General features: G+C 60.5%; 25 protein-coding genes. 20 read left to right on the forward strand and 5 right to left on the reverse strand.

What is annotated here, in order from left to right; all coding sequences use genetic code 11:
• Positions 1 to 125 precede the first annotated feature (125 nt).
• Positions 126 to 479, reverse strand: coding sequence for a phage holin family protein (locus tag C6W55_RS09925; protein ID WP_015254036.1), 354 nt, complete (start codon positions 477 to 479; stop codon positions 126 to 128).
• A gap of 167 nt (positions 480 to 646) precedes the next feature.
• Between C6W55_RS09925 and C6W55_RS09930 the strand changes: the two genes are divergently transcribed.
• The 4 genes from C6W55_RS09930 (at position 647) to C6W55_RS09945 (ending at position 5,552) form a co-directional block, all read left to right on the forward strand.
• Positions 647 to 3,001: an endonuclease MutS2 gene (locus C6W55_RS09930; protein ID WP_286892528.1), complete on the forward strand. Its 2,355-nt coding sequence runs from the start codon at positions 647 to 649 to the stop codon at positions 2,999 to 3,001.
• A gap of 44 nt (positions 3,002 to 3,045) precedes the next feature.
• Positions 3,046 to 3,468 carry a DUF350 domain-containing protein gene (locus C6W55_RS09935; RefSeq protein ID WP_286892529.1) on the forward strand — a complete coding sequence of 141 codons (423 nt, stop codon included), beginning with the start codon at positions 3,046 to 3,048 and terminating at the stop codon, positions 3,466 to 3,468.
• Positions 3,469 to 3,621: 153 nt separating this feature from the next.
• Entirely contained in the window at positions 3,622 to 4,158 is a 537-nt protein-coding gene (locus C6W55_RS09940; RefSeq protein ID WP_286892530.1) for a hypothetical protein, read from the forward strand.
• Positions 4,159 to 4,262: 104 nt separating this feature from the next.
• Positions 4,263 to 5,552 (forward strand): MFS transporter, encoded by a 1,290-nt coding sequence (locus C6W55_RS09945; protein WP_286892531.1) that lies wholly within the window; start codon positions 4,263 to 4,265, stop codon positions 5,550 to 5,552.
• A 4-nt stretch (positions 5,553 to 5,556) separates the two neighbouring features.
• Here C6W55_RS09945 and C6W55_RS09950 read toward each other — a convergent pair whose 3' ends face one another.
• Entirely contained in the window at positions 5,557 to 6,696 is a 1,140-nt protein-coding gene (locus C6W55_RS09950; RefSeq protein ID WP_286892532.1) for a CotH kinase family protein, read from the reverse strand.
• A gap of 169 nt (positions 6,697 to 6,865) precedes the next feature.
• Between C6W55_RS09950 and C6W55_RS09955 the strand changes: the two genes are divergently transcribed.
• From C6W55_RS09955 to C6W55_RS10005, 11 genes are all read left to right on the forward strand, one after another.
• Entirely contained in the window at positions 6,866 to 7,351 is a 486-nt protein-coding gene (locus tag C6W55_RS09955) for a hypothetical protein (protein WP_286892533.1), read from the forward strand.
• Between the two features lie 204 nt (positions 7,352 to 7,555).
• The gene (locus C6W55_RS09960; protein ID WP_213485222.1) at positions 7,556 to 8,275 is read left to right on the forward strand and encodes a hypothetical protein; all 720 of its coding nucleotides are present in this window, start codon (positions 7,556 to 7,558) and stop codon (positions 8,273 to 8,275) included.
• Positions 8,276 to 8,354: 79 nt separating this feature from the next.
• Positions 8,355 to 8,507, forward strand: a complete 153-nt coding sequence (locus C6W55_RS09965; protein WP_213485224.1) for a hypothetical protein — start codon at positions 8,355 to 8,357, stop codon at positions 8,505 to 8,507.
• Positions 8,500 to 9,924 carry an arsenic transporter gene (locus C6W55_RS09970; RefSeq protein WP_213485226.1) on the forward strand — a complete coding sequence of 475 codons (1,425 nt, stop codon included), beginning with the start codon at positions 8,500 to 8,502 and terminating at the stop codon, positions 9,922 to 9,924. Before C6W55_RS09965 ends, C6W55_RS09970 begins: the two co-directional genes overlap by 8 nt.
• A gap of 16 nt (positions 9,925 to 9,940) precedes the next feature.
• Positions 9,941 to 10,600, forward strand: a complete 660-nt coding sequence (locus C6W55_RS09975) for a hypothetical protein (RefSeq protein WP_015254044.1) — start codon at positions 9,941 to 9,943, stop codon at positions 10,598 to 10,600.
• Positions 10,601 to 10,802: 202 nt separating this feature from the next.
• Positions 10,803 to 11,297, forward strand: coding sequence for an Lrp/AsnC family transcriptional regulator (locus C6W55_RS09980; RefSeq protein ID WP_015254045.1), 495 nt, complete (start codon positions 10,803 to 10,805; stop codon positions 11,295 to 11,297).
• 12 nt (positions 11,298 to 11,309) lie between these two features.
• Positions 11,310 to 12,527, forward strand: a complete 1,218-nt coding sequence (locus C6W55_RS09985; protein ID WP_213485228.1) for an aminotransferase class I/II-fold pyridoxal phosphate-dependent enzyme — start codon at positions 11,310 to 11,312, stop codon at positions 12,525 to 12,527.
• 88 nt (positions 12,528 to 12,615) lie between these two features.
• Positions 12,616 to 12,852: an aspartyl-phosphate phosphatase Spo0E family protein gene (locus C6W55_RS09990; protein WP_425315978.1), complete on the forward strand. Its 237-nt coding sequence runs from the start codon at positions 12,616 to 12,618 to the stop codon at positions 12,850 to 12,852.
• 133 nt (positions 12,853 to 12,985) lie between these two features.
• Positions 12,986 to 13,573 carry a cob(I)yrinic acid a,c-diamide adenosyltransferase gene (locus tag C6W55_RS09995; RefSeq protein ID WP_286892534.1) on the forward strand — a complete coding sequence of 196 codons (588 nt, stop codon included), beginning with the start codon at positions 12,986 to 12,988 and terminating at the stop codon, positions 13,571 to 13,573.
• A gap of 6 nt (positions 13,574 to 13,579) precedes the next feature.
• On the forward strand, positions 13,580 to 14,548 hold the full coding sequence (locus tag C6W55_RS10000) for an RluA family pseudouridine synthase (protein ID WP_286892535.1): 969 nt from the start codon (positions 13,580 to 13,582) through the stop codon (positions 14,546 to 14,548).
• 26 nt (positions 14,549 to 14,574) lie between these two features.
• Positions 14,575 to 14,937, forward strand: a complete 363-nt coding sequence (locus C6W55_RS10005) for an arsenate reductase family protein (RefSeq protein ID WP_015254050.1) — start codon at positions 14,575 to 14,577, stop codon at positions 14,935 to 14,937.
• Between the two features lie 20 nt (positions 14,938 to 14,957).
• Here the strand turns inward: C6W55_RS10005 and C6W55_RS10010 are convergent, their stop codons facing one another.
• Both C6W55_RS10010 and C6W55_RS10015 read right to left on the reverse strand, forming a co-directional pair.
• The gene (locus C6W55_RS10010; protein ID WP_286892536.1) at positions 14,958 to 15,230 is read right to left on the reverse strand and encodes a hypothetical protein; all 273 of its coding nucleotides are present in this window, start codon (positions 15,228 to 15,230) and stop codon (positions 14,958 to 14,960) included.
• Positions 15,231 to 15,282: 52 nt separating this feature from the next.
• Complete coding sequence (locus C6W55_RS10015) at positions 15,283 to 15,576, reverse strand: DUF3055 domain-containing protein (RefSeq protein WP_286892537.1); 294 nt, start codon at positions 15,574 to 15,576, stop codon at positions 15,283 to 15,285.
• 232 nt (positions 15,577 to 15,808) lie between these two features.
• Between C6W55_RS10015 and C6W55_RS10020 the strand changes: the two genes are divergently transcribed.
• Positions 15,809 to 16,801 (forward strand): HRDC domain-containing protein, encoded by a 993-nt coding sequence (locus tag C6W55_RS10020; RefSeq protein ID WP_286892538.1) that lies wholly within the window; start codon positions 15,809 to 15,811, stop codon positions 16,799 to 16,801.
• Between the two features lie 93 nt (positions 16,802 to 16,894).
• Here the strand turns inward: C6W55_RS10020 and C6W55_RS10025 are convergent, their stop codons facing one another.
• Positions 16,895 to 17,914 carry a zinc dependent phospholipase C family protein gene (locus C6W55_RS10025; protein ID WP_286892539.1) on the reverse strand — a complete coding sequence of 340 codons (1,020 nt, stop codon included), beginning with the start codon at positions 17,912 to 17,914 and terminating at the stop codon, positions 16,895 to 16,897.
• A 228-nt stretch (positions 17,915 to 18,142) separates the two neighbouring features.
• On the opposite strand from C6W55_RS10025, the gene C6W55_RS10030 reads away from it, so the two are divergent.
• From C6W55_RS10030 to C6W55_RS10045, 4 genes are all read left to right on the forward strand, one after another.
• A complete protein-coding gene (locus tag C6W55_RS10030) occupies positions 18,143 to 18,652 on the forward strand; it encodes a sigma-70 family RNA polymerase sigma factor (protein ID WP_286892540.1) in 510 nt (169 codons plus the stop codon).
• Between the two features lie 68 nt (positions 18,653 to 18,720).
• On the forward strand, positions 18,721 to 20,118 hold the full coding sequence (locus tag C6W55_RS10035) for a DUF4179 domain-containing protein (RefSeq protein ID WP_286892597.1): 1,398 nt from the start codon (positions 18,721 to 18,723) through the stop codon (positions 20,116 to 20,118).
• Between the two features lie 33 nt (positions 20,119 to 20,151).
• On the forward strand, positions 20,152 to 21,342 hold the full coding sequence (locus C6W55_RS10040) for an MBOAT family O-acyltransferase (RefSeq protein ID WP_286892541.1): 1,191 nt from the start codon (positions 20,152 to 20,154) through the stop codon (positions 21,340 to 21,342).
• A complete protein-coding gene (locus C6W55_RS10045) occupies positions 21,339 to 22,502 on the forward strand; it encodes an SGNH/GDSL hydrolase family protein (protein WP_286892542.1) in 1,164 nt (387 codons plus the stop codon). The genes C6W55_RS10040 and C6W55_RS10045 overlap by 4 nt, the downstream gene beginning before the upstream one ends.
• The last annotated feature ends 1 nt before the right edge of the window (position 22,503 follow it).

A 22,503-nucleotide genomic window follows, 5' to 3' on the forward strand; every position in this document is an offset into this window, starting at 1 on the left:
TTTCGGGACGGGACGTGACAAACTTATGGATGAAGATTGAACAAATCGTGAACGCAAAAAACAGCTTTTCCTGTGTGGAAAAGCTGCTTGCGGCGCGGCTCTGCGCGACTGCATGCGCCGCGGCGTCAGGATTTTTTGCCCGCTTCGTACGGCGAACTGATCGGGATGAACAGGTCGATGATCCCGATGACAAGCGCGGCAAGTATGGCGCCGAGCCAGGACACTTCCACATTGCCGACGATGAACTGGGCGAGCCAGATGACCGCCGCGCTGGCGAGAAATCCGACGATGCCCCGCCCGAACGGCGTGACTTTCTTGCCGAACAGGCCTTCGACAATCCAGCCGAGCACAGCGATTACGATGGCCAGAAGCAAGGCGCTCCAGAAGCCGCCGACGCTGAATCCGGGAACGATCCAATCCACCACCATCAGCACCAGCGCGGCGACGACGAAACGAACGACGGTTCCGATGATGTTCATGGCACTCTCCTCCTCAAATGCGAAATGGCTGCGTGGGTGCCGCTTAAAGTGCTCGGGGTTAGTGTTCCCACATTCGGAGGGTTCATGTTTGGCAGGTTTTGCATGGGCAAAATGGCGCGCGGCCAGCGCTTCGGCTATAATAGTGGGCTGAGAGGAGTTGTGGCGGGTTGGACGGCAAAGTATTGCACATCCTGGAATATCACAAAATCATCGAACGGCTCATGGAACAGGCCGCGACTTCGCTCGGCAGAGACCTGTGCGGCCGGCTTGAACCGAGCAGCGATCTCGAAGAAGTAAAGCTCAGGCTCCAGGCGACGGACGAGGCATCCGCCGCCGAGCGGCTGAAAGGAGCGCCTCCGTTCGGCGGCATCGCGGATGTCCGCGCCGCGCTCAAGCGGGCGAAAATCGGCGGCATGCTGAATCCGGCGGAACTGCTGGAGATCGCGTCGACGGCGCGCGGCGGCCGGCTGGTGAAACGCCATATCGCGCAGATTCACGAAGATCACCCGCTGCCGCTGCTTCACGGGCTGGCCGGGCAGCTGACCGAGCATCGCGCGCTCGAAGAGTCGATCGCCCGATGCATCGACGAGCAGGCTTATGTCGTCGACCAGGCCAGCCCGGAACTGGCGGCGATCCGCCGGGAACTCAGGGGCGGCGAAGCGCGGATCCGCGAGAAGCTCGAGCAGCTTGTCCGCTCGCCTTCCGTACAGAAAATGCTGCAGGACGCGATCATCACGATCCGCGGCGACCGGTTCGTCATCCCGGTGAAGCAGGAATACCGCGGACATTTCGGCGGCATCGTGCACGACCAGTCCGGTTCCGGAGCGACGCTGTTCATCGAGCCGGAGTCGATCGTGCAGATGAACAACAAGCTGCGCGAACTTAAGATGGCCGAGGAGCGGGAGATCGAACGCATCCTGCTGCGCCTGACGGCCGAAACGGCGGAGCACGCCGACGATCTGGCGGCGAATCTTGAGCTGCTCGGGCAGCTCGACTTTGCGTTCGCCAAGTCGCGGCTTGCGCGCGAGATGCGGGCGTCGCTGCCGCGGATGAACGACCGGGGCTTCCTCAAGCTGAAGCGCGGCCGCCATCCGCTGCTTCCGCCGGAATCCGTCGTGCCGCTGGATGTGGAACTTGGCAATTCCTATACGGCGATCATCATCACCGGGCCGAACACGGGCGGCAAGACGGTCACGCTCAAGACGATCGGCCTGCTCAGCCTGATGGCTATGTCCGGGCTGTTCGTGCCGGCGGACGACGGCAGCCAGCTCTGCGTATTCGACGCCATCTACGCCGACATCGGCGACGAACAGAGCATCGAGCAGAACCTGAGCACGTTCTCCGGCCACATGACGAACATCATCCGCATGCTGCGCGAGATGACGCCGAAGAGCCTCGTACTGCTCGACGAGCTCGGCGCCGGCACCGACCCGGCGGAAGGCTCGGCGCTGGCGATCGCGATTCTGGAACATATCCACCGGCTTGGCTGCCGGATCGTCGCCACGACGCATTACAGCGAGCTGAAAGCGTATGCTTACAACCGCAAGGGCATCATCAACGCCAGCATGGAATTCGACATCCAGACGCTCAGCCCGACTTACCGGCTGCTCGTCGGCGTGCCGGGCCGAAGCAACGCGTTCGCCATCGCCGAGCGGCTGGGCCTGCCGCAGTCGATCATCGAGCGCGCCCGCGGCGAAGTGAGTGAAGACGACCGGCGCGTCGAGGACATGATCGCGTCGCTCGAAGAAGACCGGCAGAGCGCGGAAGCGGAGCGTCAGACCGCGGAGTCGCTGCGCGCCGAGATGGAACGGCTGAAGGAGCGGCATGCCGCCGAACTGCGCAAGTTCGAGCAGCAGCGCGACCGGATGCTGGCGAAGGCGCAGGAAGAAGCGCGCGAAGCGGTGGCGAAGGCGCGCCGCGAAGCGGAAGCGATCATCGCGGACCTCAGGCGGATGGCGCTTGAGGAAGCGGCGTCGGTGAAGGAACACAAGCTGATCGAGGCGCGGCGCCGGCTGGACGAGGCGATTCCGGACCTCACGCCGAAGCCGTCGGCGCAGGGCGCTGCCCGGAAGCCGGTCCGGGTTGAACCGGGCGACGAAGTGACGGTGATCAGCCTGAACCAGAAGGGCGTCGTGCTGGAGACGGGCGAGACGGAAGCGCTCGTCCAGATCGGCATCCTGAAGATGAAAGTCGCCCTGTCCGATCTGGAGCGGATCAAGCAGCCGCCGCAGCCGAAACAGCCGCAGGCGGCGGCAAGTCTCAAGCGCACGAAGGGAGACCTGCGCATGGAACTGGATCTGCGCGGCAGCACGCTGGAGGACGCGATTCTGGAGGTCGACCGCTTCCTCGACGAAGCGTACCTTGCGAATCTCGGGCAGGTCACCATCATCCACGGCAAGGGAACGGGCGTGCTCCGTTCGGGCATCCGCGATTTCCTGCGCAGGCACCGCCTCGTCAAGTCGTTCCGCGACGGCGCGTACGGCGAGGGAGGAAACGGCGTCACCGTCGCCGAACTGAAATAGAAATCCAGGCGCCCTTCGGGCTGAAGAAGGGAGGATGATCCCCGATGGATCAAGCGTTGGACCGTTGGCTTGACAATCCGTATTTTGCTTCCATCGCCTTTTTCTCGGTCGCGATCCTGGCCCTGATCGTCTTCCTTTTCTGCTTTGAATTCGCGGTGCGGTACAAGACATGGGATGAGATCAAGAACGGCAACCTGGCGGTGGCGTTGGCGACGGGGGGCAAAATTTTCGGTATCTGCAACCTGTTCCGCTTCTCGATCCAGGCCGGCGATTCGCTGTACCAGTCGCTCGTATGGGCGGCTTTCGGCTTCGTGCTGCTGCTGGCCGCCTATTTTGTGTTCGAGTTTCTGACGCCCGTCTTTCGGATCGACGACGAGATCAAGCGGGACAATCGGGCGGTCGGATTTATCGCCATGATCATCTCGATTTCGCTGTCATACGTCATCGGCGCGACCGTGCTGTCCTGAGCGCGCCGGCGAGGAGGAGCAAGAGTGAAATATTTGTGGGGAACGCTGCTGGTCATCGCGGCAATTTTCATCATTCTGGGCGTGCTGTATTTGATGTAACTCAAGCCCGGCGGCTTGCGGCCGGCCGGAGCGCCAGGGAGGATATCGAATCAGATGGAGCAATCGACGGTATGTCCGTGGTGCCAGACGGAGATTACCTGGGACGAAGAGACCGGACCGGAGAACGTCTGCCCTTATTGTGAAAACGAACTCGGCGATTACCGGACGCTGAACGTTGAAATCGAACGCGATGACGATGCGGAAGACGGAAGCGGAGGAGACGGTGCGAAGAGCGCGCGCGCGGAAGGCGCGGCAATTCGCAGCCGGATATCGGACGACATGGACATGGACAGCTTCCGTCCGGTCAATCTGCGCCTGATCGCGCTGGAAGGGAAGCTCGAAGCGATCCTGAACGAGCAATTGGAAGTGCCGGAATGCCCGTCCTGCCGGGAATATATGATTGAAGCGGGCACGCAGACCGTGGGTGCGGCAGGCTGGGAGCCCGCCGTGCCTCCGGCGGTGAAGCGCGCGATTCTGCCTGCCCCGTTCCGGCTGGTCTGGTATATCTGTCCGAATTGTCATCACGCGCACAGCCGGCTCGCTCCGGACGACCGCGAGCGTTTGCTCGGCAATCTGGAAGGCGAAGATTGACGGCAAACCTACATTGCCCTGCGTCAATGTCAGATTCTGCAAGACATGTCTCCCCGTCCATACGGGCAACTTAGGGGAGATTCAAGTCTTGCGGGAGGCTGGCGATGGCGCAGGGCAAAATCATGTCTGCAGGGAATATGGCGAAAGCTGCGCGAAAGCCGCATGCGTCGGCGGGATGGATGTCCGGCGGCGCAACGCGGACGCCTTCCGCCGCGCTGGGCCGGCAGGCGGTCCTCCTGCTGGCGGTGCAGGGAATGTATGCGGCGGCGGGTGCGCTGTCCGGCACGTTCGTTCCGGTCTATCTGTGGAAGGCCAGCCAGTCGTTCGCGCTCATCGGCTGGTTCACCCTGGCGCAGCATCTCGCATCCGGCTGCGCGTTCTGGTTTGCCGGCGCGTGGGCCAAGCGGCATGACAAAATGATCGCCCTCAGGGCGGGACTCGTCGGCTCGGCACTCTTCTATCTGTCCGTCCTGCTGCTCGGGAATGCCGCCAGCCGGTGGGCGGCATGGCTCGGCGCATTGAACGGGCTGGCCGTCGGCCTGTTCTGGCTTGCTTATAACGTCGTCTATTTCGAGATTACGGAGCCCGAAAGCCGCGACCGGTTCAACGGCTGGGCCGGATTGCTCGGCTCGCTCGCCGGGATGACGGCTCCGTGGCTGTCGGGGACGTTCATCAGCCTGTCCGGCGGGATCAAAGGGTACCGGATCGTGTTCACGGTGTCGCTCGCCATGTTCGCGGCCGCGGCGGTGCTCAGTTTTTTTCTGAAACGGAGACGTTCGGGCGGTACATTCGCGTGGTCCTACGGCACAAGCCAGCTGCGGCAGCGGGGCAATCCATGGAGATCCGCGGTGCCGGCGCTCGCCGCGCAGGGGCTCAGGGAAGGCGTGTACCTGTTTCTGCTGGGACTGCTTGTCTACTTCGCGACAGGGCGGGAGCAGAGCCTCGGCAACTACACCTTCTGGACGTCGCTGACGTCGCTCCTGGCGTTCTGGCTGGCCGGCCGGCTGCTCCGCCCGCGATTCCGCCGCGCGGCCATGCTGCTGGGCGCGGCAAGCGTATCCGGTATGACGGCCATTCTGCTGGCAGACGTCGGGTACACGGCGCTGCTCATCGCCGGCATCGGTACGGCACTGTTCATGCCGCTGTATGTCATTCCGATGACGTCCGCCGTATTCGATCTGATCGGCAAGACGGACGAAGGCGTGAAGCGGCGCGAGGAGCTGATCGTGCTGCGGGAGACCGGCCTGATCGCCGGCCGGGTGTTGGGCCTTGTCATCTATCTGACCGTCGTCTCGCAAGTGCATTCTACCGCCGCGCTCGCCTGGCTGCTGCTCGCGATCGGCGCCGCTCCGCTGGCGGGCTGGCTGTTCATCCGCCGCAAACTGGCGGGCTAAGCGGCTATTCCCGCGTCGCGGATTGCCGCACAGCGGCAACGCGCGCGGCTTTTCCCGCACGGCGGACGCGCGTCCGTCTGCTGCCGGACAGACGGCCGAGTTCGCGCAGCACGTAGGCCCGCCGTCCGCGGATATAGCGCCGGATCAGCTGCGGTTCGTTCTGAAAGACGCGGTAATCGTACTTCCGCGTATCGTCCGTCCGTACGGCTGCCGCAATATTGTTCATCATCCGGCGGACGACGGGCATCAATTTCCGCTCGGTGAAAGCGCTGCCCAGCAGCCTCCCGAGCAGACGGAAATACTTCTCGCGGTATTCGCGGAATCCGAGCAGCTTGGCGGTCAGCGTGTTGTAGCCTGTAATCCGCACCTGGTTGACCGGGCAAATTTCCCCGTAGCAATTTCTTCCCCAGGTTCCCTCATAGTCCCACGGCAGAATGCGATACTTTCCGGAAGGCAAATGTTCATAGAGCGCGTAGTTTTGTTCGAACCCGTCATAGTTTCCGGTCAGGACGGCCCCCGCCAGCCATTTCAAGTATTGGTCGATGTCCAGCCGCCGGGCCAGCAAGCGCTTCAGCGCGATGCCATTGAGCCGATTCAGATCCCGGACGAAGGCTTCCAGCCGCTGCTTCGCCGCCGTTCCGCCGGCCACGAGCTCGTAGCCTTCGAACAGCGAACGTTTGGGGCCCCCGTTCTGAGGGGAGTTCAATCCGAAATGGGCGCTGTCGTTCGCCGCATAGATGATGGAGCGATACCGGATTTTCCGTTCCCGGAAAAACGCGGGCACGACCGCCTCGATCTCCAGGTAGACGCCGAGCGGCCGTCCGTTGACATATAGGCGGCAGTGGGTGGTCTTCGGAGCCGGCAGGCCGATCAGATTGAAAAAATAGAACGACAGGGCGTTGCGGATCAGCGAAGGATCGTCGTATTCGGCGTTCCAGTGAAACGTATGGCCGTTCACGATGCGAAGCTCATAGGAAGGCTTCGGATATCCCCGCGTATGGCCGCCGCGGATTTTCAGCTTCGCGGCGATCCTGCCGTCGACGAGAACGTCCGCTTCGTGATCCTCCCACGGATCGCGGTGAATGGCTTTCCACAATTCGGGATCGACTTGGATGCGGCGGCTGGGCAAGGATGCGGATGACATGGACATCGGTCCTCCCGGCTTGCGATTTGCGGTCCGAAATGGTGAAAAGCCTATCGTCATTCGACGATAGGCTATCTTCATTGTTACGCTATGCTGCCGGGGCTGTCCCGGTCACTGCCGGTTATTGCCTGCGGTTCTTCGCGGTAATATACCAGCCGGGCGGCCAATATTGGCCTTCATACGGCCATTCTGCATTGCGATGTTCCCGCTGCCCGCGCGTGCCTTGTTCACCGGCGCCCTGTTCGCCGGCGCCTTGTTCACCGGCGCCCTGTTCGCCGGTGCGCTGCCCGCGCGTGCGCTGTCCGGCGGTGCGCTGCCCGCGCGTGCGCTGTCCCGCGGTGCGCTGTCCGGCGGTGCGCTGCCCGCGCGTGCGCCCGCCCGCGGTGCGCTGTCCGGCGGTACGCTGCCCGGCGGTACGCTGCCCGCGCGTGCGCTGCCCGGCGGTACGCTGCCCGCGCGTGCGCTGTCCGGCGGTGCGCTGCCCGGCGGTGCGCTGTCCGCGCGTCCGCCTTCCCGCGGTGCGGCCGGCTCCCTCATCAGCAGCGCCGGCCGCTTGATTCGCACCAGTGTGATGCCTGTCCGGCATGCAGATCCCTCCTCTTACTGCGATTTAATACAAGCTATGACCGCCCCTCGCCGGCCGGACTGGCCTTGAACACAATTTGACAGGAAATGGTCGTTAATCTAGTACCGGTTGTCAACGGGATACATAAGCTTGTATTACATTTCATCCTTCATGACGACAGGCATGGGACAAGGACAGGAGTGATGTCCGCACAAGTCGGGACAAGGGAGGGATGGCAGTCACGTTGCAGTCCGGCATCCATTCATTCACAAGTTTGAAAATGGAGGGATAGGAATGTTTTATCCGATGTTCCGTTACGGCGGGCAGCATATAAGCTACCTGTTGTCGTTCATCGGCAAGCCCGTCAAGATCAACCGGGGCGGTCCGGAATCGATGGTCGGACGGCTGATCGCCGTGCATGCCGATTACATCGTGCTTCTGACGAAAGACGGTATCGTCTATGTCAATGCGGCGCACATCAAGAGCATCACGGAAGGCAAGGTTGCGCAATCGATCGGCCGCACCAAAGGCGGGCATACCGGTTATATCATGGCGCACAGCTTCAATGACGTGCTCCGCCGGCTGACCAAGCATTTCGTGCAGATCAACCAGGGCGGACCGGAGAAAGTGACCGGCTTCATCGTGGAAGTCGGCCACGATACGCTGCTGCTTGTATCCGGCAAGGAAGTTATCCGCATTCCGCTGTTCCATATCCGGACCGTGAGCCTTGCGCAGCGGAACGGCAGCCAGAATGGCAGCAGCGACAAATCCCAGGACAGCCAGCAACGTTCGCAAGGCCAGCGTTCGAGCGGAAGCCAGGACCGCAATCAGCGTTCGCAAGGGCAACGGTCCGGCAGCGCTGCCGGCGGTTCCCAGGGCCGCAGGCAGGACGGCGGCAGCCGGGGCGGCCGTCAAGGCAGCGGCGGACGACAAGGCGGCAGCCGCGGCCATCAAGGCAATCGGGGCCATCAAGGCAGCCGCGGTGCCGGCGGTTCCGGCGGCCGCAAGAGATAACCGGAGCTGTCCGCATCGCCTTTGAACCTTAACAAGCCTTGGGCCGGCCCTTCAGCCGGCCCGCAAGGGGGGGAATCACATGTTCGTGGCTCTGCTCATCCTTCTGGCCGGCATTCCGCTGTATGCGCTGATGAGGCTGCCTGCGGACCACAGACCCGAACCGGCTGCTGCCGAGCTCCGGGCGGAGCGGTTAGAACTCGCCGTCCCGAGCGAGGCGCGCGAGCATGCATGAGGCCCAGGCGTTCGGCGCATATGTGATCTTCGCCGCAACCATCGCCCTTCTCATATGGCGGCCGAGAGGGCTCAACGAAGCGTATCCGGCAACAGGCGGCGCTCTGGCATTGCTGCTGATCGGCATCGTCCGGCCGCAGGAGCTCGGCGAGGTGTTCGGGATTGTAAGCGGCGCCGTCGTAACCATTCTATGCACGATCGTCATGTCGATTGTGCTGGACAGTATCGGCTTTTTCCGGTGGTCGGCCTACAACGTCATCCGGTATGCGCGCGGCTCCGGTATAAGGCTTTACTGGGTCATCATGGCGTTATGCTTCCTGATGACCTTATTTTTTAACAACGACGGAAGCATCTTGATCACGACGCCCATCATCATTCAGGTCGCGAGGCTGCTCCGGCTCAAAATCCATCAGCAGATTCCCTATCTGATCGGCGGCGCGATGGTCGCAACCGCGGCCAGCGCACCGATCGGCGTCAGCAATCTCGCCAACCTGATCGCGCTCCGGATCGTCGGCCTCGATCTGAACACGTACGCCTGGCTGATGATTCCGCCGTCGATGGCCGGCATCGCGGTCATCGCCCTGCTGCTGCTCGCCATTCATTGGCGCGCCATTCCCCGGCGCATCGCCCGGCTGCCGGAGCGAAGGACATTCACGGATGATGCGGGTGAAGAAGGGTATATCATCGATTCGCAGACCGCTGCCGGCAGGTGGCTGCCCGAGTCGGCGCTTGAATCCGGAAAGACGCCGTTCCATCCGCTTCGCCGGGCTGACGCTTACGTGCCCGATTGGCGGCTCTTCCAGTTGTGCATCACGCTTGTCGTGCTGATCCGCGCGTCCTTCTTCGCCGGATCGGCAGCCGGCATTCCGATCGAGTGGATCGCGGCCGCCGGCGCAGTGTCGCTTATTTTTATACGCTGGAAATGGACGGGCATCGGTCCTGCGGATCTGATCCGCAAAACGCCGTGGCATATTCTCGCGTTCGCGTTCGGTGTCTACGTCGTCGTTACGGGCATGCGGAACGCGGGTCTGACGGATTGGATCACCGCGCAGGTTGAACCGTACATTGCGGCCGGCGGTTTGATGTCGATCATGTGGACAGGCGGGCTGCTCACCGTCATGTCGAATCTGATCAACAATCTTCCGTCCGTCATGATCGGGACGATGGCGCTGACGGATATGGGACTGGATGGGCGTACGCTGCAGATCGCCTATCTGGCGAACATCATCGGCAGCGACGTCGGGGCGCTGCTTACGCCGCTCGGTACGCTGGCGGCGCTCATCTGGATGTTCATTCTGAAACAGCACGGCATCCGCGTCAGCTGGGGAGCCTACATCCGGACCGCGCTGCTGGTCATTCCGGCGGGGCTGTTCGTCAGCCTGGCGGCACTGTATCTCTGGACACAATGGACCGGATAGGAAGGAGGAATGCAACATGAGCCATCCGCTGATGGGCAAACCCGTCGATGTGGAACTGTCGGGCAGGGCGGTGCCGGTGCACGGCATGCTGATCGATACGGGACCCGATATTCTCGTCATCCGCAGCGAAAGCCGGTACTATTATGTTCCGCTCGTTCATGTGCAGCAGCTCAGACCGGGCGAATCGGAAGAAACGGATGACGCTTCCGGCGAACCGCCGTTCGAGCCGCAGTCCGAACCGATCTCGTACCGCAAGGTGCTGCTCAACGCGAAGGGCATGTTCTCGGAGCTGTTCATCACGGGGAGCCAGTCGATCCACGGGTATGTGACCAGCGTGATGAACGATTATTTCGTCTTCTATTCACCCGTCTATCATTCCGTTGTCATCTCGCTTGACCATCTGAAATATTTGGTGCCCTATCCGCCGCACTCGACGCCTTACGGCATGTCGCCGGAACAGTTCCCGCTCAAGCCTTCCCCCGTCTCGCTCTCGCGCACGTTCGAACAGCAGGTGCGCAAGCTGATCGGGGAATTCGTCGTACTCGATCTCGGCGAACATCCGCACAAGATCGGCGTGCTGAAAGGATTGGACGACGGGATGCTGGCCATCGCGAACGCGTCCGGCCAGACCACCTATATCCACTTCAACCATGTCAAGACGATCCATCTGCCATAATGTGCGGCAGGACAGGGCTGAATCATGATCGCTGTATGGCGGCGGGTTTGCGCAACTGCGCAGGCACCGCCATTTTGTATGGGCCACGGGCATGTTCTCGCAGCGGACGGTATTCCGCTGCGTTTTTTTTTGTTTTACAGAACAAGCGGATCGGGTGTATGATATATCATTATTATCCGCTTGGGTGCGAGGAGGGTATGATATGGTCGAAGGATTGAAGCTGAAAATCCTCGAATTGCTGAAAGAAGACGCGCGAAGGTCGCCGGAGCTCATCGCGACGATGCTCGACGCCTCCGTGGAGGAAGTGAAGCGGGCGATCGACGAACTGGAGAAGGATCACGTGATCGTCAAATACGCGGCGGTCGTCAACTGGAGCAAAGTCGCGGATGACAAGGTGACGGCCCTGATCGAAGTACAGATCACGCCTGAGCGCGGCCGCGGCTTCGAAGGCATCGCCGAGCGGATCTACCAATATCCGGAAGTGAAATCGGTGTTCCTGATGTCGGGCGCCTACGATCTGCTGGTCGAAGTGGAAGGCAGGACGCTTCAGGAAGTCGCCTCCTTCGTATCGAACAAACTGTCGCCGATCGACGCCGTGCTTTCGACGAAGACGTTCTTCATTTTGAAAAAATATAAACAGGACGGCATCATCTTCGAAGAACGCGAAGGTGATCAGAGGCTTGTCATCTCGCCGTAAGGAGTGTCGCTTGTGATCAAGGACAAGGAGCAGACGACGGTCAGCCGGCCGGTCCGCCGCTCGATGGCGGATTATCTGTCGTCCGGCGTCCGCAGCATCAAGCCTTCGGGCATTCGAAAGTTTTTCGATCTCGTGCAAGGTCGCAAGGATGTCATTACGCTCGGCGTGGGCGAGCCGGACTTCGTCACGCCGTGGCACGTGCGCGAGGCGGCCGTTTACAGCCTGGAGAGGGGCAAGACGCAATACACATCCAACGCCGGCATGCCGGAGCTGCGCGAAGCGATCGCCGCCTATCTGGCGAACCGCTTCCATGTCAGCTATGATCCGGCGCGGGAAATTTTCGTGACCATCGGCGGCAGCGAAGCGATCGATCTGGCGCTTCGCGCGCTCATTGAACCGGGGGACGAAATTCTTATACCGGAACCGTGCTACATCTCGTATTCGCCGATCACGTCGCTGTCCGGCGGCGTGCCGGTCGGCGTCGAGACGCTGGCCGAAGACGCGTTCAAGCTGCGCGCCGACCGGCTGGAAGCCGCGATCACGCCGCGCACGAAGGTGCTCATTCTCTGCTACCCGAGCAATCCGACGGGCGGCATCATGACCTATGAGGACTGGCTGCCGATCGCGCGGATTGTGGAGAAATACGATCTGATCGTCATCGCGGACGAGATTTACGCCGAGCTGACCTACGGACCGCGTCATGTCAGTTTCGCATCGATGCCCGGCATGAAGGACCGGACGATTCTGGTCAGCGGCTTCTCGAAAGCGTTCGCGATGACCGGATGGCGGATGGGCTATGTCTGCGGCCATCCGGAGTTGATCGGCGCCATGCTGAAGATCCACCAATACACGGTCATGTGCGCGCCGATCATGGGGCAGATCGCGGCGCTCGAAGCGCTGACGAACGGCCTCGAAGAGATGGAGCGCATGGTCGAGTCGTACAATCAGCGGCGCAGGCTGGTCGTCAAGGGCTTTCGCGAAATCGGCCTCGACTGCCATGAGCCGCAGGGAGCGTTCTACGCGTTCCCGTCCATCCGATCGACGGGGCTCGATTCGAATACATTCGCCGAACGCCTGCTCATGGAAGCGCAGGTTGCCGTCGTGCCGGGCAATGTGTTCGGTCTCGGCGGCGAAGGGCATGTCCGCTGTTCGTACGCCACGTCCGTCGCGCAGCTTACGGAAGCGATCGAGCGAATCGGACGATTCGTCGAAAGACTGAAACAGGGTTGATCGCCCGGCCGCCGGATCGTTCCGATCCGGGAACGCGGCGGCAAGCCAATGAACGACCGGGCGACCGGAGGAAGGAGAGATAGCAGGGATGGCCGGCGGCTCAGGATATTCGAACGGTCACCAGGATCACAAGTTCAACGCCGGTCGGTTGACGAATCCCGCCGAAATGCTCGAAGACGAGATCTGCCGATTGCGGCAGCATATGGAGCGCACCTATCTGGAGGAAGATTCGCTCCGTTCGGAACGCGTGATTGAGGTCAGCCGCAAACTGGACAAAAAAATCAACGAGTACATGCGGTACAAACTGCGCTGCTGGAGCGGATAAGGCAGGCGCCCGTTGCCGCAGATCCGGAAGCCGGCGGAATCAGCCGGCTTCTTCCGTTTCGTTTTTGCCTGAAGCGGGATATGTGATATAGTGGAGCAAGATACGGAAGACATGCCATGGGACGGGAGATTGCATGAAGTGGTACACGCGCAAGGGCGATTCGGGCCGGACATCCATCATCGGCGGACGCGTCAGGAAAGATGATGTCCGGGTGGAAGCGTACGGGACGATCGACGAGTTGAACAGTTTCGTCGGCCTGGCGGAAGCCGCGCTTCGCCGCGAGGACCGTCTGGGCGATCTTGCGGATGAGCTGCTCCTGATCCAGCAGGAGCTGTTCGATTGCGGATCGGATCTTGCCTACGCGGACAAGCCGGAAGTCTTCAAGATGAGCATGGAGCCGGTGGAGCGCCTCGAGCGGCAGATCGACGCGCTTGACGGCGAGGCGCCTCCGCTCGCCCGGTTCATCCTCCCCGGCGGGTCGGAGGCGGCCGCGCTGCTGCACGTCTGCCGCACCGTCTGCCGGCGGGCGGAACGCCGCGCCGCGACGCTCGCCGCGGAGAAGCCGGTGAACGATGCGGTGCCGGCGTATCTGAACCGGCTGTCGGACTGGTTCTTCGTCGCGGCGCGCGCCGTCAATGCGCGGCTCGGCGTCCGCGACACGGAATACGCGCGCAGCGCGGACGTATTCCGCAGACCCGATCCGCCAAGCCCGGGGAAGTGAAATCCGGTGGATGATACGGTGTACAGCGATCCGATCGAACTGATCGTGCCGCAGGCGGACGACGGCCTTACCGTCCGGACGGTGCTTCAGAAGCGGCTCGGCGTCTCGCGCAGGCTGCTCACGCGACTCAAGCGGACGGAAGCGGGTCTGACGGTGAACGGCAGGCGCGCCTTCACATCGGACCGCGTGTCGGCGGGCGACCGGATCGCGCTGCGTATGGAAGCAGAAGAGGCGGATGATGTGCTCCCGCAGGAAATGCCGCTTTCCATCCTCCACGAAGATCCGCATCTGCTGGTGCTGGACAAGCCAGCCGGGATCGTCGTGCATCCGACGAAAGGGTATTACGTGAATACGCTGGCGAACGGTGTCGTCCATCATTGGTTGAAACAGGGGAAGGCGCACCGTTTCCGTCCGGTGCACCGGCTGGACAAGGATACGTCGGGCGTCATCGCCGTCGCCAAGAACGCGTATGTCCATCAGCAGCTCGCGGAGCAGATGAAGCGCGGCCGGATCGGCAAGCGCTACATCGCCTATGTCCGCGGCGCGCCGTCGCCGGCGGACGGCACGATCGACGCGCCGATCGACCGCGACCCTGCAGCGCCGCATCTGCGGATCGTGACGCCGGACGGCTATCCGTCCGTCACGCATTACAGGACGGAAGCCGTTTACGGCGGCGGACGGGCCGCCAAGGTGAGCCTCACGCTCGAGACCGGCAGGACGCATCAGATCCGCGTCCATATGCGGCACATCGGCTGTCCGCTCATCGCGGACGAGCTGTACGGCGGCCATGGAGCCGGCGATCCGGACTGGCTGGCGGCCGCCGTCAAGTCGGCGGGACGCCAGGCGCTGCACGCCGCCGAGCTGGAGCTGACGCATCCGATGACCGGCGAGCGGATGATTTTCGCATCGCCGCTGCCCGACGATTTGCTCCGTCTGGAGCGGTTGCTCAAGTCGCTGGATGATCGCGAATCGTGAACTTTTTTGCATGGGTGGGAATTGCCGTGGGGAATACGTTGAAGGTCTACTATTATCCGAAATGCGGGAGCTGCCGCAGCGCGCTGAAATTTCTGCAGGCGAAGGGCCATGAGCTCAAGCTGCAGGATCTGTTCGGGCAGCCGCCGACCGAAGAAGAGATCCGGGATTGGCTGCGCATCAGCGGACTGGGAATCCGCGCGTTCTTCAATACGTCGGGAGAAGTCTATCGCGAGATGAAATTGAAAGACAAGCTTCCGGAGATGAGCGAGGACGAACAAATCCGGCTGCTCGCGTCGAACGGCCGCCTGGTGAAGCGGCCCGTCGTGACGGACGGACGGAAGCTGACCGTCGGGTGGAAGGAAGACGTGTTCGAGGAGACGTGGGGTTGAAAATGGAATGGACCGGGCTTCTAGCGCCGGTCCATTTCATCCGGCATGCCCTGGTCGCCCGGATAATCGCGGTCCTGCCGTTCGTGCAGCGTCCGGTTCTCGTAGTCGAATCGGTTCGGATGGCGCTGATCGATCCGGTACGGTTCGCTTTTGCCGAGCGTCTCGGTCAGAAGGGATGAACCGTAGGCTCCCTCGGGAAATTCTTCGCTTGTCAGATCGTTGCGCTGCGATTCCACGACGGCAAGATCGGTATGTTCGCTGCGCTTTTCCGGTTTGAAGCCTTCCTTGCTCATGGCGGATGCCTCCCGGAGATGGTATTGTCTGCCGCCTTCAGTATGACCCGGGTCAGTCCGACATATGCGCCGGCCCGATTACGAGCTGCAGGAAAGCTCCAAGTTCCGCCGCTTCCTCTTCCGTCAGCCGGAACGTCTCTTCCAGATAGCCTTCTTCTTCCAGATCATCCGCTCCGATGATGGTCGTGATCCCTTTCTGCAGGTCGGTGACCAGTTTCTTGCCGTAGAACCGGTTCGTTTTTGTAATGGCCAGGTCGAAACGGTTGAGTTTCGGCGTAATGAACGTCACGAACCGCGTCGACGTCTCCTCGGTCGAATCCGAGATGAAATCGTAGTTCGGAAGCACCGCTGTCCCCTCCTGTCGCAATGCATATCGTCTATTATACCTTACGGGGACGGCCGCGAAAACGAACGAACGGGATCGGGTGTGACATCTTGTCACTCCAGGCACAATCTGGTATATTGAAGACAATCGGATAACCGGTCGGAGGAAGCACCTCGCATCATGCGAGGTGCTTTTTGTGTTGTTCTCGGGGTTCCGGCCGGCCGTTCCGAACATAATGCGGAGGTGCATGGTCATGCAGCTTGTTTTTCTGAACACGCTGGAGAAACAGTCCGATGAAGGGCGGGTCGTCACGGCGCAGGTGTCGATCGGCGAATCGCAGGGGACATGGTCCGTCGTCTGGACGGAGCCCGGCGGCGGGTCGGTCCGGACGGACATCTGGTACGAAGGCTCGTCATGGGAGGAAATGATCTCGACGTTCCGGCACGGCATCGCCGTCAAGCTCGGGGAAGGGTATGAGCCGGTGCTGGACGGCATGCTCGAGGACCGCAGGCCGTCGGCGGGAAGCTACATTTCGATGCTGCAATGCTACGGCGAACTGCATTGCCGGGAGGATCTGTATGGCGCGCTGCGGGAATGGCGCCGTACAAGAGCCGCAGCCGAACGGAAAGCGCCGTATGCGATCGCGCGGAACAATCTGCTCATGATGATCAGCGCGTTCGTGCCGCAGACGGAAGAAGAGCTGCGCTCCATTCCCGGCTGGGGCGAAGCCAAATCGGCCGCGTACGCCGAGGATGTGCTGACCATCACGCGCGGGTTCGAGCGGCGGACGACGTTCCCGCTGACCTGGGTGCAGGAAGTGCTCGATCCGAAAGCATATATGAAATGGCTGTACAAACAGAAAGAATTGAAATACAAGACGGAGATGGAGCGCCACCGCACGACGCGTTCGATTCTGCAGGCCGTGCAGGATGGCATGGGACTTGACGAACTGGCGCAGATGCTCGACATGGACCGGCGGCGGCTGGTGGAGCGGATCGAACAGCTCGATCGCGCGGGGTACGACATGAGTCCGTTGCTCGACAGGGAGATCAGCTCGCTTCCGGAGGATGAGCAGGTGCGAATCCAGGAAGCGATCCGGACGGTCGGCGACAAGTATCTGAAGCCGATCCTGCAGCAGATCTATTCGGAAGCCGACCTGGAGGGCAAGCCGCTCGATTCGATCTACGAGAAACTGCGTCTGATGCGGATGCGGCTGCGCAAGGACCAGACGCGCGAAGCGATGTGACTTAAAGGGGGATTGCGGCGGACAATAGGACGCCCAAGGCGCATGCCGCCTGGAGAGCGGTACCGCCTTGGGCGTCCTTCGCCGTTCAGTCTGTCAGCCATTGAGCGAATCGTCGGGGCGTGCGCCGCGGCCGTCCGGCCATATCGGGTCCGCGAAACGGATTTCGGCCGTGCCGCACGGAAGGCCGGTCTCGTAGGACCGGTTGCCGATCATTTCGGCCGTCCGCGCGCGCCATTCCGCGATGCGGGCGGGATCGCGGCCGCCATCATCCGCCCGCGCCTCGAGGCGCAGCCACTCCAGCACCGCGCGCATGATCGCGATGCTCTCCTCCATGGCACGTTCCCACATATCGTCGAACGTGTCGGCATGTCTGACCGAATCGTCCGTCGGATCCAGCCACGGTCTGCCCGCTTCGTTCAGCACATCGAGGTCCGGAATCCGGCGCTTGTAAACCAGCGGTTCGATTTTGCCGAACGTGAGGATGCGCCGGATGCCCGTCGGATCATGGAACAGCCGCTGCGCGCCGATCATGTCGCGGTAGGCCTGGTTCCAGTCTTCCCTGCGGATGCTGCCGGCCAGATCCGGATAGTACCGCGCGGCGATCCGCTCGAATGCATCGACGATGATTTCGGGAAGCGCGCCGCCCGCATCCAGTTCGCGCCATACCGTCGTGCGCCATGTCTCGATGCCGAGTTTCCGGCGGACGACGAGCGTGTCCATCATCACTTCGAACCGCTGGTGGTCCCATTTTCGGAATCCGGAACGGCTGAACACGTAAGGGTGCATGTTCCGGTCCAGCGTATGATGCAGCACGAATCCGAGCACGTAGACGACCGCGTCGTCCGGATTGCCGCGTTCGGCGGAACGGCCGGCCACGCCGTCCAGCAGTTCCATCAGGACCGGTCCGCAATGCCGGCTGTGCATTGCGCTCCCGAGCCGGTTCATCACATCTCCGCGTTTCCACGGCAAATAGTTGTGGTAGAACAGAAAATCCGGTCCCTGACATCCCATCTGAAACAGATTGCGCTTCCGCGTGTCTCCGATCATGTGCCGTTCGCCGATCCGCTCCAGCACTTCCCGGCCGAACAGCAGATGCGTCCAGATGTTGGGCATGCCGTCCCTCCTTCGCTGCGGCCGATCTGCAGCACGTCCCTTCGTGATCCGTCCTCCGATCGTCCTTGTACGCATCGTACCATGAATCCGGTGCCGTGTGGAGACCGCGGCGGCTAGTCAGCCGATTTCCCGGAAGGATCTTTTTATTTTTTCTTCGAAGAGTCAAACTTTTCATCCCACTCGTGCATCTAAGAGATAGTTAATAACCGTACGAGGTGTCACCAACGTATGACCGACGAGGAACGGATCATAAAAGCGCAGAAGGGCGACTACGAAAGCTTCGAGGCTGTTGTGTTGAAATTGAAAGACAAGGCTTATCACATCGCCTATTCCTATTTGCGGGACGAAGCGGACAGCATGGACGCTGTATGCGACGCGGTGGAGAAGGCGCTGACCAACCTGAAGCAGCTGAAAGAACCGAAATATTTCTCCACGTGGTTCATCCGGATCGTCATCAATGAATGCAAGACGCAGATGCGAAAGAGACGCAGCATTATCCGGCTCGCCGACGCTTTGTATGATCAAGGCGCCAGAACGACGGCAAACGACGAGGCCATGGATCTGGAACAGACGCTTGCCGCGCTTCCGCCTTTGGAAAGATTGCTGGTCAAGATGAAGTACGTGTTCGGGTACTCTTTCGAGGAGATTGCCGAGGTGACGGAATTGCCGACCAACACGGTCAAGTCGAAAGTTTACGCCACACTCCGTCAGATGCGGATCAAAATGGAGGTGAGATGACGATGCGGCGCAACCAGGACGACCATTTTCTGCGTGAAGACGAACTGGATATGTTTTTCCGCAAGCACATGGAGAATCGGCCGTTGAACGCGGAAGTGCCCGAGGAGCTGGAAGGTCGAATCCGATCCGTCATTCGCGAAACAGCCCGCCGGGAGCGAAGCAGACGCAGGGTCGTGCGGGCACTGTCCGCCGCGGCGGCATCCCTTTTCATCGTGTTGGTGTGCGGCATCACCTTGTCGCCGTCCATGTCCGCCTATGCCAAAGAGTGGCTGGGTTTGCGCGTTCCCGAGGCATGGCTGGACTTGTTCCAGCGGTACGCCGGCGTTAAGGAAGCGCGGGAACACCGTTATGAACCGATTCCGCCGGTAACGGTCGAGAAAGACGGGATCACCATCACGATCGAAAACATCTACCTGGAAGAGAACAAGTTGTCCTTCAGCGCAGCCATCAAAGGGGCATACGAAGCACAGACCGGATTCTTGATCGTCTCCGGCGATTTCCCCGACGCGGGCATGAGCTCAAGCATGTCATCCGTCAAAGGAGAAAACAGTGAAGTCATCGATGTCGCTTATGTCACGCAATCGCTGGACGAGCGGGAAGTGGACGAATTTTTGCGCAAGAAACCGAAACATCTGACGTTCAAGGTGACGCAGACACCGGGCAACAACAGGGAACAGCGGCATTTCATGAATATCGAGGTGCCGTTCGATGCCTCCATGATTTTGAGAAACAAGCACATCCCCATCGAATGGGAGCTTATCGTTGAAAATTTCACCGCCGTGTCGTTTGACAACCTGACCGTTTCGCCGACCGAGATGAGTTTGAATTACGAAGTCCGGGCTCCGGAAGGCATCGACGTATCGCTGATAGGTCCGTACGGGAGCGACGACAGCCCGTACATGACGGGTTCAGAGGGCAATGAATATGCTGCGTCGGACATGCGCAGTTCGAAAAACGTCATATCGTTCCACCCGTCCGCCTACTTCAAAGCCGGTGATGAGCTTAAGCTGCATATCAACAAAGTGTGGCTGACCGATCGAAACGCAAAGCAGTCGTTTGACATCCGGCTGGACGGGACGGAAAGCTACCCCAAGACGGTGCAATTCCGCGGCCAAACGATCACGGTGCTCGGTGCAAAATATGCGGAAGGTCATTTGTACCTGGATGTGCAAGTGGATGGCGCGCACGGCGATGAACATCAGCCATGGAAGATCGATTTCGATAACTATGCCGAGAAAATGAACAACGATCCTGAACTCTTCCGGTTATATCAGGAAGAATACAAAGTCTATTCCTTTAATGTGTACGGGCGCGCGCTGCCCAAGACAGACACGGAGGTCCGTGACAACGACGGCATGTATGAGGTCGTGATTATGGCCCCGAAGCAGAACCATTATACGCTTGATATTTACCGGTATGAAGATCCCGTGGAACTGAATTGGACCGTTACGTTCAAGGTTCCGTGATTCTGTTTCTGCAGACAAGAAAGTGATTGGACGATGTTCTATACCGACTGGTTGTATTGGACGTTCGTGGCCGTATGCTGCCTGTTGTATCACATGGTTCCCCGCGGGCTGCGTCCGTGGATTCTGGCTGCAGCCGGCATCAGTTTTTATTGCGCCCTGGCGGGCGCCTATGCCTTCGTGTTGCTGGCGGAAGCGGGGGCCGCATGTTTTCTCGCCGCGCTTCTTCGGAGGAACCGTTCGATCTGGCTGGCGGCTGGTGCGATCGTCGGCGTCGTGGCTGTACTCGGATATTTCAAGTACAGCGGCATGCTGATCCGGACGTGGACGGATCTGACGAACGCGCACGTTTCCGCTTTGCCCAGGGCGGAACAAATGATCATCCCGCTCGGCATCTCGTATTTCACATTCGAACTGATCCATTATCTGATCGAGTCGCGCAGGGGCGGGTTGCCGCCCCACGGACCGCCGCAGTTTTTCGCTTTCGTCTTCTTCTTTCCGACGATGGCGGCCGGGCCAATCAAGTCGTTTCCCCAATTTGTCCCCCAGCTGTGCGCGTCGTTTCAACCGATGAATGTGGTCACCGGCATCGCTCGAATCATCGTGGGATTGTTCAAGAAACTGGTACTGGCCGGTACGCTCGATCTGCTGACCCGTTCGCTTTATGCGCCGCATGCGGAGCATGTCGATGCGTCTCAACTGTGGCTTTCGCTGGTCGCGTATACGTTCGTCATCTATTTTGACTTTTCGGGATATTCGGATATGGCCATCGGCACGGCCAGGCTGTTCGGCATCACGCTGCCCGAAAACTTTCGAAATCCCTATTTCAGCCGGAATATTGCGGAGTTCTGGAACAGATGGCACATTTCGCTCGGCTCCTGGCTGACGAAGTATGTCTACTATCCGTTGGGAGGCAGCCGCAAATCCAAGGCGCGCACTTACGTTAACCTGATGGCGGTAATGGCCGTTTCGGGCATTTGGCACGGGGCGGCGTGGCATTTTGTGCTCTGGGGACTTATGCATGGGGCGATGCTGTGCATTCACCGGTTTTATGTCAAAGAGATCAGGCCGCTTCTGTTCCGCGCCGGTGAACCCGTCGGCTGCTCGCCGATCCGTACGGCGGGTGCCGTCGCATTCACTTTTTGCTGCGTTACAATGACCCGCGTGTTCTTCGTCTTGCCGGCGACGGAAGGATGGAATGTGTGGCTGCGAATGTTTTCATTATGAACAAGGTGAGTGTGGTGAAAAAGGAGATTTTGCTGAAATGCCACTTGACTGCAAGTCTCGTCCTGGCTTTGCTGGTGCTGATGGTATTGGATAGGGCGGCCGATTCAACGGTACAAGACATGAAAGCGCAGGTCGCCGCTTACGCGGAAAAAGAACTGCGCGTACCGCCGTACGATGCGGTCGTGTATACACCGTTGTGGATCGAACATTTGCGTGAACAGCCGAAGGAGCGGCCAACCGTCGCCTTTTTCGGCACATCCACCGTTTACGGCACGACGGTTATCAAAGGCGTCAATACCACGGCAGGCGTTCTGCAGGCGCACCGGCCCGATGTCCGGGTATTGAATCTGGGATTGTCCGGTGCGCGGTTCACCGAGACGTATGCCATTGTGTCTTCCATGATCGATCAATTCGATGTCGCCATATACGAGATCAATTACGGGATGACGGTTGTCATGGAGAACGAGGAGGAACCGGTGGTCTATCCCGCGCTCATCGGCAAGCTGGGAGGGATTCCCCGCGACTGGGTGTCCCGCTTCCCCCATAAACATGCTGACGCGCTTCCCAGCGGCGTGCACCGGTGGGTTGCCGATCACGCGTTGAACCGCTGGACGCTGTACCGTGATCGGGATGCGCTCAGCTACGCGCTATGGAAGACACGGACGCCCAAAGAGAAAATTCGCCGGGAGCTTTCAAAGCGGGACGAGGTGCGGACAGGTAATAAAAGGCCGGCAGATCCGCTTTACAAGCCGTATGACCAGATGACGGACGACAGCAAACGCCGGATCGACGAGGGATTCCGAAACTTGTACACCTGGAAGCGGCCGTTCGATGAAGAGAGCAGTTTCGGGCTGTTCATGATCGGCAAGACGCTGGATTTGCTGCGTGCGCACGGGAAAAAAGCGGTCTTTTACACGGCGCCGCTGGACCGCCAGCTGATTGACAACCGAAAGCTGATCCGCTGGGAGGAATACCGTCGGGTAATGAATGCATACCGGGAGCTTGTGGAATCGTACGGGTATCCGTTCATCGAATTCAACAGCGGCGGCAACATCGTGCCGCACCGGTATTACCGCGATCCCACGCATCTAACTGACGAGGGAAACCGGCTATTCGGAGAAACGTTGATCAAGCACATTCCGTCGGACATTTTGGGGTGAG

Source organism: Thermobacillus sp. (genome assembly GCF_003390775.1).
GTDB lineage: Bacteria > Bacillota > Bacilli > Paenibacillales > Paenibacillaceae > Thermobacillus > Thermobacillus xylanilyticus.

What these genes read in the sequence shown, in the direction of transcription:
- C6W55_RS09975 (WP_015254044.1), top strand. Translation starts at nt 9,941, where the DNA reads ATGAGCCATCCGCTGATGGGCAAACCCGTCGATGTGGAACTGTCGGGC.
- C6W55_RS10025 (WP_286892539.1), bottom strand. Translation starts at nt 17,914, where the DNA reads ATGCCCAACATCTGGACGCATCTGCTGTTCGGCCGGGAAGTGCTGGAG.
- C6W55_RS09960 (WP_213485222.1), top strand. Translation starts at nt 7,556, where the DNA reads ATGTTTTATCCGATGTTCCGTTACGGCGGGCAGCATATAAGCTACCTG.
- C6W55_RS09935 (WP_286892529.1), top strand. Translation starts at nt 3,046, where the DNA reads ATGGATCAAGCGTTGGACCGTTGGCTTGACAATCCGTATTTTGCTTCC.
- C6W55_RS09940 (WP_286892530.1), top strand. Translation starts at nt 3,622, where the DNA reads ATGGAGCAATCGACGGTATGTCCGTGGTGCCAGACGGAGATTACCTGG.
- C6W55_RS10035 (WP_286892597.1), top strand. Translation starts at nt 18,721, where the DNA reads ATGGAGAATCGGCCGTTGAACGCGGAAGTGCCCGAGGAGCTGGAAGGT.
- C6W55_RS09970 (WP_213485226.1), top strand. Translation starts at nt 8,500, where the DNA reads ATGCATGAGGCCCAGGCGTTCGGCGCATATGTGATCTTCGCCGCAACC.
- C6W55_RS10040 (WP_286892541.1), top strand. Translation starts at nt 20,152, where the DNA reads ATGTTCTATACCGACTGGTTGTATTGGACGTTCGTGGCCGTATGCTGC.
- C6W55_RS10020 (WP_286892538.1), top strand. Translation starts at nt 15,809, where the DNA reads ATGCAGCTTGTTTTTCTGAACACGCTGGAGAAACAGTCCGATGAAGGG.
- C6W55_RS09965 (WP_213485224.1), top strand. Translation starts at nt 8,355, where the DNA reads ATGTTCGTGGCTCTGCTCATCCTTCTGGCCGGCATTCCGCTGTATGCG.
- C6W55_RS09925 (WP_015254036.1), bottom strand. Translation starts at nt 479, where the DNA reads ATGAACATCATCGGAACCGTCGTTCGTTTCGTCGTCGCCGCGCTGGTG.
- C6W55_RS10030 (WP_286892540.1), top strand. Translation starts at nt 18,143, where the DNA reads ATGACCGACGAGGAACGGATCATAAAAGCGCAGAAGGGCGACTACGAA.
- C6W55_RS09950 (WP_286892532.1), bottom strand. Translation starts at nt 6,696, where the DNA reads ATGTCATCCGCATCCTTGCCCAGCCGCCGCATCCAAGTCGATCCCGAA.
- C6W55_RS10045 (WP_286892542.1), top strand. Translation starts at nt 21,339, where the DNA reads ATGAACAAGGTGAGTGTGGTGAAAAAGGAGATTTTGCTGAAATGCCAC.
- C6W55_RS10010 (WP_286892536.1), bottom strand. Translation starts at nt 15,230, where the DNA reads ATGAGCAAGGAAGGCTTCAAACCGGAAAAGCGCAGCGAACATACCGAT.
- C6W55_RS09980 (WP_015254045.1), top strand. Translation starts at nt 10,803, where the DNA reads ATGGTCGAAGGATTGAAGCTGAAAATCCTCGAATTGCTGAAAGAAGAC.
- C6W55_RS09945 (WP_286892531.1), top strand. Translation starts at nt 4,263, where the DNA reads ATGGCGCAGGGCAAAATCATGTCTGCAGGGAATATGGCGAAAGCTGCG.
- C6W55_RS09990 (WP_425315978.1), top strand. Translation starts at nt 12,616, where the DNA reads ATGGCCGGCGGCTCAGGATATTCGAACGGTCACCAGGATCACAAGTTC.
- C6W55_RS09995 (WP_286892534.1), top strand. Translation starts at nt 12,986, where the DNA reads ATGAAGTGGTACACGCGCAAGGGCGATTCGGGCCGGACATCCATCATC.